The 8,315-nt window shown below is 56.2% G+C and carries 3 protein-coding genes; all 3 read right to left on the reverse strand.

Translation table 11 applies throughout. The features are described from left to right. Positions 1 to 256: 256 nt before the first annotated feature. The gene (locus Q319_RS0121465; RefSeq protein ID WP_051655658.1) at positions 257 to 2,047 is read right to left on the reverse strand and encodes a diguanylate cyclase; all 1,791 of its coding nucleotides are present in this window, start codon (positions 2,045 to 2,047) and stop codon (positions 257 to 259) included. Next, the gene (locus tag Q319_RS25015; protein ID WP_051655659.1) at positions 2,044 to 3,903 is read right to left on the reverse strand and encodes a putative bifunctional diguanylate cyclase/phosphodiesterase; all 1,860 of its coding nucleotides are present in this window, start codon (positions 3,901 to 3,903) and stop codon (positions 2,044 to 2,046) included. Before Q319_RS25015 ends, Q319_RS0121465 begins: the two co-directional genes overlap by 4 nt. A gap of 974 nt (positions 3,904 to 4,877) precedes the next feature. Beyond that, the gene (locus tag Q319_RS0121475; protein ID WP_081846225.1) at positions 4,878 to 7,421 is read right to left on the reverse strand and encodes an EAL domain-containing protein; all 2,544 of its coding nucleotides are present in this window, start codon (positions 7,419 to 7,421) and stop codon (positions 4,878 to 4,880) included. Positions 7,422 to 8,315 lie beyond the last annotated feature (894 nt).

Genomic DNA, 8,315 nt, shown 5'->3' on the forward strand with positions numbered 1-8,315 from the left:
TTCATGGGGCATCGGCAGTGGAGTCGAATTCGATACGTCGCATCATGTTGCCAAATCGCCCTGGGGCAGAGTTGCCCCCGCTTTTTGGTACCCTCTTCTACGGATTCCGTTTGTTTCCTTCTCACTCCATTCGGATTTTCAGGTATTTTCAACACCTTTCAATCGGAGTCCGTATTACAACGTGAAGTGGGATGATCCAGGGCCAAGTCACCCTCTTCCAGCAGAAGCACGAGTGAATTTGCTTTTGGGCATCACTTCAGGGGGCAGCGGCAGCAAGGCTGCGGTTGCGTCCTTCCTGTTTGGCCCGGTACAGGGCGAAATCGGCGGCGCGCAACAGGTCGTTCAAGTTACCTGCGTGCTGCGGAAACGCAGCAACGCCCAACGAGACAGTGACAGACCCGAGACACTGACCCCGGGACGTGACTTGCATCAGCTCCACAGCGTTCCGCACCGCTTCGGCCCGATTAAGGGTCTGTTCGAGGTTGGCGCCTGGCAACAGCAGAGCAAATTCTTCTCCGCCGTACCGGCAGGCCACGTCCTCGCCCCGAATACTTATTTTGAGCACGCTGCCAAGTTCTTGCAGCAGCGCGTCCCCAGCCTCATGACCATACGTGTCATTGAACCGCTTAAAGTGATCGACGTCGAGCATGATGATGCCGATCGGGTCACTGTAGCGGGTGGCCCGGCGCAGTTCACGTTCAAAAGTTTCTTCAAGGTACCGGCGGTTGAAGAGCCCCGTGAGGGGGTCCCGGATGGACTGCTGGCGCAGTGTCTCCCTGAGCCGCAGATTCATAAAGGCCAGCGCCACAGTTTCCGCGACCATCTGGGCTAGGTGTTGGGTGTGGTCCAGAAAGGGACGGCCATCTTCAGACACCAGATGAAACAGACCGACGGTTTCGCTCTGGGCCAGCAGAGGCACACACAACGTCGGGCCACCCGCCGCGTGGGAGCAGCGTAGACCCGAGCCGGCGCTGACGAACGTTCTTCCCCGGCGCAAACCCCAGCATTCTGCGGGGGCAAACACCCTTGAAGGGTTGACTGCGCCATTCCACGTTACGGCTTCTTCCAACACGTTTCTGGAGTTGCCAAAGGCATAAAGTGCGCCAGCAGCGAACGGAAACAGCCGGGGGGCGTGGTGAGCTACCACCTGCTGCGCTTCCTCAAGATTGACGCAGGCTTGAAGCATTTCGCTCATTTCGCTGAGCATCCTCGATTCCGCATTATGCCGTTCAAGCTCGGTCACCTGCAGCTGGAGCTGCAGGCTGAGCGACTGCAGCTCGGCAGTGCGTTCTTCCACCCTGCTCTCAAGTTCATCACGGGCGGATCTCAGGGCCGCTTCAGCGGCTTTGATGTCGCCGATGTCCTCAATAACGGAGATAAAGTACCGCGGACTGCCATCCTCTGTACGCACCAACGAGACCGTGAGGTTGATCCAGATCTGCGCGCCACCTTTGCGGAGATAACGTTTATGCAGCGAGTAGGTGCGGATCTCGCCCCTGAGCAACTGCCCCACAAACGCGAGATCTGCTTCGAGATCGTCCGGGTGGGTGATGTCTTGAAAAGTGAGTTGGACCAGTTCTGCCGGAGTGTAGCCGACGATCTCGCAGAGCTTTTCGTTGACGCTCAACCAGTGTCCATCGAGTTCGATGTGGGCGATACCGACAGCAGCTTGATCGAAGGTGGTGCGGAAACGTTCCTCGCTGTCCCGCAGGGCCTGCTCTGCCTGACGCTGTTCACTGACGTCGCGCACGACTGTGGTGAACAGAAGATGCTCGTCCACGCCCACTTCAGAAGAGCTGATCTCGACTAAAAACGTCTCTCCGTCTGCCCGGACCGCTATGTTCGTGGGCTGCCCCGTTTGGGCGAGAGGAAAGAACTGGTGTAAAGAGGTGCCGATGACGTAGACAGCGTCAATCCTGAACAGGCGTTCGGCGGCCTGATTGAACACCAGAATGCGGTGGTGATGGTCAGTGGTGATGACGGCGTCAGCGAGAGTGGCGAGGACGGCCGACAGCTGGTGTTCGCTGGCGGACACAGACTGGGTCATAAGTTTGGGTACACGGTGAGATCTGAAGCGGAGCCAGTGATCGGAACAAGCTGCGGACTTGGCCTGAGCGGCTCAGGGCGGCCAAACCAGTACCCTTGCAGGTAGTCGCAACCCAAGGTTTGGAGCGTCCTGGCCTGCTGGGCAGTTTCAACCCCCTCAGCGACGGTCACCAGACCAAACGCACCGGCAAGGATCACGACGGCCCGGATCAGCTCCACAGAGCGCTTGCCCTCGGCACCCGGTTCATCGACGTGCTGGGTAAAAAACCGGTCGATCTTGAGCACTTCCACAGGCAGTTGGGCCAGGGCGGACAGGCTGCTGTACCCCATACCGAAATCATCAAGACCGACATGGACGCCAAGATCTCTCAGCTCGCGCAGAACCTCCTGACCGCGCGCCGGATCCAGCAGACTGCTTTCGGTGATTTCGAGCATGATCCGCTGGGGGTCGACACCGGTTTCCCGGAGGATCAGGGCCACCTGCTCTGAGAAATGTGGCTGGGTAAATTCCAGGGGACTGACGTTGACCGCGACCCGCGTGACGCGGCCCTGCGCCACCGCTGTGCAGGCTTCACGGAGCACCCACCGTCCCAGGGGAAGAATCAGGCCAGACGTTTCTGCCAGGGGGATAAAATCCAGCGGGCTGATGACTGTTCCGGCACGGTTCCAGCGGATCAAGGCTTCACAGGCCATGACCGCATGGTCGCGCGCCCGGACAATAGGTTGATAGAGCAATTCAAATTCATCGTGTTCGAGCGCGTGATGAAGGGCCACCAGCAGTTCCATCTCGGCCGGGACAGATTGGTCGTGACGCGGGTGAAAGAACGCGTGTCCGCCGCCTGCCCGTTTGGCGCGGTACATGGCAGTATCGGCCTGTGACAGGAGCGTTTCCAAATCGCTGGCGTCCTCCGGGTACACCGTGAGTCCCAGACTGCTGTGAACAAAGACTTCCCGTCCGCCCAGGTGAAGGGGAGCAGCGAAGGCCTGCGTGATGCGGTCAACAATCAGCTGACTGTCTGCGGGGTTGGCGAGATCGGTGAAGATCAGCGCAAATTCATCACCGCCCATGCGGGCGATGGTGTCACTGGAGGAAACGCACTCCTGGAGGCGCAGGGCGGTGAGCCGCAGCAGTTCGTCGCCTGCAGGGTGTCCGAAGGTGTCATTGACCAGCTTGAAGTGGTCGAGATCCATCAGCCCTATGACGACGCTTTCCCCAGCGTGATCGGCCCGGCGTGTGGCATGCAGCAGCCGCTGCCTGAAATTGGCGCGGTTGGGTAAGCCCGTCAGTGAATCCAGGAGGGCCAGGTCGCCCAACTGCTGCACCGTGATGTGCAGCTTTAGCTGATCCATGACCAGGGCCGCACTATGTTCCAGTACTGCGGCGTCCTCGGGAGTGAACTCCCGGGGGACGCGGTCAATGACGCACACGGCCCCCAGCGGGTGGCCTTCTGGCGTACAGATGGGTGCGCCCGCATAAAAGCGGATGTGCGGCTCACCCGTAACATTGGAAAATTCGGCGACCCGGGGATCCAGGGTGGCGTCGGGAATGACCAGGACGCCGCTTTGCTTGATGGTCAGGTCACAAAAGGCGATACTGCGGGGCATCTCCTCTACCTGGAGACCAAGCCGGGATTTAAACCACTGCCGATCACGGTCAACGAACGTGATGGCAGCCATGGGCATGTGGAGGTACTGGGCAATCAACGTGATAATGCGGTCAAACTGAGGTTCAGGCAGGGTATCAACAATACCGTACCGGTACAGTTCCGCCAGTCGGACCTCTTCAGATGTCTGGTTAATGTGGCCCTCCAATTGACCGGGAGTGAAATGGCGCAGTGGAGAGGGTGGAATGAACATCTGATGAATCTAGGCCCGTACTTATGAACGTAGCCTTACTGTTGTTCTGCCCAGCCTGTATTAATTCAGCGTTCGGGGCGTAGGAAGTGAGTTGTGGGAAAGGCATAGTGGCTGACCAATCTACGCCGCGATAAACATAAAGACGTCCCAAACGCTGTCCCAGGCGGGAGATTCAGGCGACTTGCACTCGTTGACCTTGTCCCGCCGTGTAGGGGTCAAGACCCGATTTCGATATTTTTGTACGCTAACGGATTGACTTGCGATTGTCCCAGTTGAAGGTGTCTGATTGAGTACACGGAAAACATCGTGTTTATCGACCTTTCTACTTGTATCGAATAGCCCCTCCTTTAACTGGGACACGGAACTGCACCCTCCAATCCATCGAAATTCCACCAACTGGAGTTTTACAACGAGGCGTGTGAGGCGGCGTTTTTTTCTTAGCGTACAAAAATTTTAAAATCGGGTCTTGACCCCGTGTAGCCCGGCTGACCATCGAAGCTGGGGGCAAAATTTTGCTGTTACGCAGAACAGGTCAATCGCTCAACGATGGCTTGAAGGGGTTTAGCACGAGACCTCCTACTGACCATTGGCGGCCGTCCTGGGATCAAGCTGCTGTTCGGCTGGGTCAATCAGATGTCGCACTCAGGGCTTAACCTGGCGAAGGCCCGATTTTTGTCCAACTCGGATGAGAGGTCGAGTTTTACTGTCTGACACGCCTGCCGTTAGCAGCGTCGTGGACGACGCTGCTTGCGAAAACCTGTCGCCATTGCTCTGAATATTGCAATAGAGATACGCAATCCAGGAACGCTGATTTCTACGGGACGCCCTCTGGATCGCACAAATGACCGTTTTTGCACGTTTCTAAATTTCGGGGCCAGAAGTTTCTCATGCGATTTGGACAAAATTTCGGCCTTCGCTACGTTAAGCCCTATTTTGGTGATTGGTATCACCCCTTTCTCAACGCAGCCTGGTGCTCAAGTCACGCCTGTCTTTGCGTCGGTCCTGGCTGCCGAAGAAAAGATTTCGCTAGCAACTTGGGGACGCGCAAACAGGTAACCCTGCCCCAGGGAACAGCCGAGTTGCTCAAGCGATCTGCACTCTTCTGGGGTTTCGACTCCCTCGGCAATAACCCCCAGGTTCAGGCTCTTGGCCAGGTCGAGAATCGCTTTGACCACTGGAAAATTCGTTGACGTATCGCTCAAACCAGTGACAAAGGAGCGATCTATTTTCAAGAGATTGATCGGGAGCCGCACCAGGTAACTCAGGCTCGAGAACCCTGTCCCAAAGTCATCAATTGAAATTGATACGCCCAGATGGCGAAGCGCTTGCATTCGTCGCACAGAGGCTCCTGTGTCCTGCATCACCAACCGCTCCGTGAGTTCCAGTTCCAGTTGCTCGCTGGGAAGACCCGTTTCATGGAGGCAGGCGGCCACCATCTCGACGAAGCCAGCGTGTTGGAATTGCACCGACGACACGTTCACCGCGATCCGGACGGGCGGATGCCCCGCTTTGCGCCAGCGCATTCCCTGGCGGCAGGCTTCCATCAAGACCCACTCCCCGATCGGGATGATCAGGCCCGTTTCTTCAGCCAGGGAAATGAAATCCGCCGGGGAGATGACGCCCAGGTGCGGATGATTCCAACGCAGCAAGGCTTCGACCCCGACGATGGTCCAGTCCACCAACTGAACCTGGGGCTGGTAGAGCAACTCGAACTCGTTCATCTCGACGGCTGGGCGCAGGTAGTTGATCATCTCAAAACGGTCGTAGGCGTGCCGACTCATGACGGTTTCGTATATCGCCATGCCCAGCTTGTTGCTCTTGGCGTAATACATCGCCAGATCGGCGTTGCGTTGTAAGGTTTCGGCGTCACGCCCACCTTCCGGGGTCAGACTGATCCCGATTGATGTGGTCAAATAAATTTCCCGCTCTGCTACCACAAAGGGAAGGGCGAAGATGTCGAGGCAGCGCTGCGCCATCTGGACGGCGTTCGCCCGATTGGTGAACGGCAAGACGACCGTGAATTCATCGCCGCCCATTCGCGCCAGAAGTTCACCAGGGCGCATGCACGCCAGAAGGCGCTGAGCGATACTTACGAGCACCTGATCACCTGCCAGATGACCCAGCGAATCGTTCACACCCTTAAAGTCATTGACGTCAATAAACAGCAGTGCCATTGAGCTTTCGGTGGTGAGCGCCACTCGAATGACGTCCTGAAGTTGCTCCCCGAACAGCACCCGATTGGCCAGACCGGTCAATGCATCGTGTTTGGACTGGTAAATCATGTGCTGAGAAAGTAAGTGGTGCTCAATCGCCACGGCGGCGAGGTGACTGGCTTTTTTCAGATCTTGCAGCAACTTCTCTGGAAAGGGACCTGGAACCCTGCCATACAGCGCCATCGTGCCGAGGACGACTTTAGAGCCGTCAATGATAGGAAGGGAAGCGCAGGCACGTAAATCGTTGGTGGTGAGCAGATTGAGGTAGTCCGCGCAGCTGAGATCCTTAGCGATATCCTCGACAACCACCAGTTCGCCGCGCAGGGCGGCTGTCCCACAGATCCCTGCACCTTCGCTAATTTCCAGTCCGTCAACGGCCTGACGAAACTCAGATGGAAGGCTGGGAGCCGCAGAGGTGTAAAGCCGTCCTTTCTGATTGAGCAGGACAGTACAGGCATAAGTAGGCCACTGCCGTTCGAGCATCATGGCGGTCTCCTGCAAAATGACGGTCAGGTCCTGGCCATGCACCGTCATCTCCAGGATGGTGTTGCGGTCAATCTGAGCCTGTTCCTCTATTTTTTTATCGTTGATATTATAGGAGTAAACGGTAAGTCCAGCAGTGTAGGGATAAAGGCGCATTTCGAACCAAGTTCTTGATATTTCGTCGAATAACTCTATGCACGCAGTGCGCTGCTCACGAACCGCCGCATGGAAATGAGGGCACACAAGGGTCTCTAATGGTTCTGGAAGGACAGCCCAGAGGTTCTGACCCTGGAGTTCGCCAGTGGGTTTGCCCAGGAAATCGGCCATCTGAGAATTTAGATACAGCAAACGCCACTCGTGGTCCACCGAGAGGCAGGCTTCCTGAATGCTTTCCAGAATGTTATTGATCAGGGTGGCGTTTTCACGAATCTGCCGTTGGGAATCTTGGAGAACTGTGACGTCCTCATGAATGGCCATCAGGTAGGGGGCACCAACAAAGGACGTCACACGCAGTTGAAACCAGCGTTGTTCATGGGGGGAGTGGCACGGATAAATCTGGAAATACTGCGGGATCTCGCTAGCAATGACCTTGCGTATCCCCTGGACTGCGGCGGCACCATCCGCCGATAAATCTGCTTCACATGCAGCGAAATAGTTGCTGCCCACCACAGCGTGAGCAGGCAGCAAATCATTGTCGCGCCCAAACTGGAGCCAGGCCAGATTCACTGCGACGATCAAGCCGTCGTAATCCAGGACCACCAGGGAAGAAGTAATAGCGTCAAGCGTGGCTTGATGAAACTGAGAAGCTAGAAGGTCACTCATACGTTCCCTCGAAGCGTCAAGGAACGGAGACGCAGCTCTAATCTTTCCTAAACCCAATTATGCGCTTCTTGACCTCTGTAAAACGAAAGCTCAGATGAATCACGTCGTGGACGGCGAATCCTCAAACGTGTGATCCTCGCCGATTAGGGTTGACTCCAAGACCCTTGTACCCTACTACGCCAGGGAAAGATTCGAGACTTTCGGCCCTACCAGACGCAATTGGTTTTCGACGAGGATGGAATGGTGGGTCAGCAAGTGGGCCTCTACGCTCCGGAAATGGATGAACTGCTGGTGCTTGTCCTCGGTCAAGGCAGCGGGGGCAGCAGCACACAGGAGGCTGACTCTGACCCGGTCAAACATTAGGCTTCCGAGGCTGTTTCGGTGTGCCTCACTGCGAGACAACAATCCGATGCATAAGTTTGACAGGAGCTATATTCAACGCTTTCTTAGAGAAATCAAGGCGGCCTGCGGGCCGCTTTTTCTGTTGTGACACGAAGGGTCAGCATAAGGGGAAGGAATCAATCTGGCAAAGGGCAAAATTTTGTCCAAATCGCATGAGAGACTTCTGACCCCGGAATTTAGAAACGTGCGATAACGCCCGATAACGCAACGATTTGGAGAGGTTGATGGAAAGCTGTTTCTGGCGTTGCGAAACTCTATTGCGTAGTGATTGACGCTGGCAACACCTTTTTGCAACTCTGGCGGCCAGAAATTCAGTGTCGGGTTCGCTTTGCTGCGGACAGAGCGAAATGTGATCTGGCTTCCAAGGGCGGATTACTGTTCCAGTGCTAGTCAGACCCCAGACTCAGGAGGGTACCAAAAAGCGGGGGCAACTCTGCCCCAGGGCGATTTGGCAACATGATGCGACGTATCGAATTCGACTCCACTGCCGAT

This window comes from Deinococcus marmoris DSM 12784, from assembly GCF_000701405.1.
GTDB classification, from domain to species: domain Bacteria; phylum Deinococcota; class Deinococci; order Deinococcales; family Deinococcaceae; genus Deinococcus; species Deinococcus marmoris.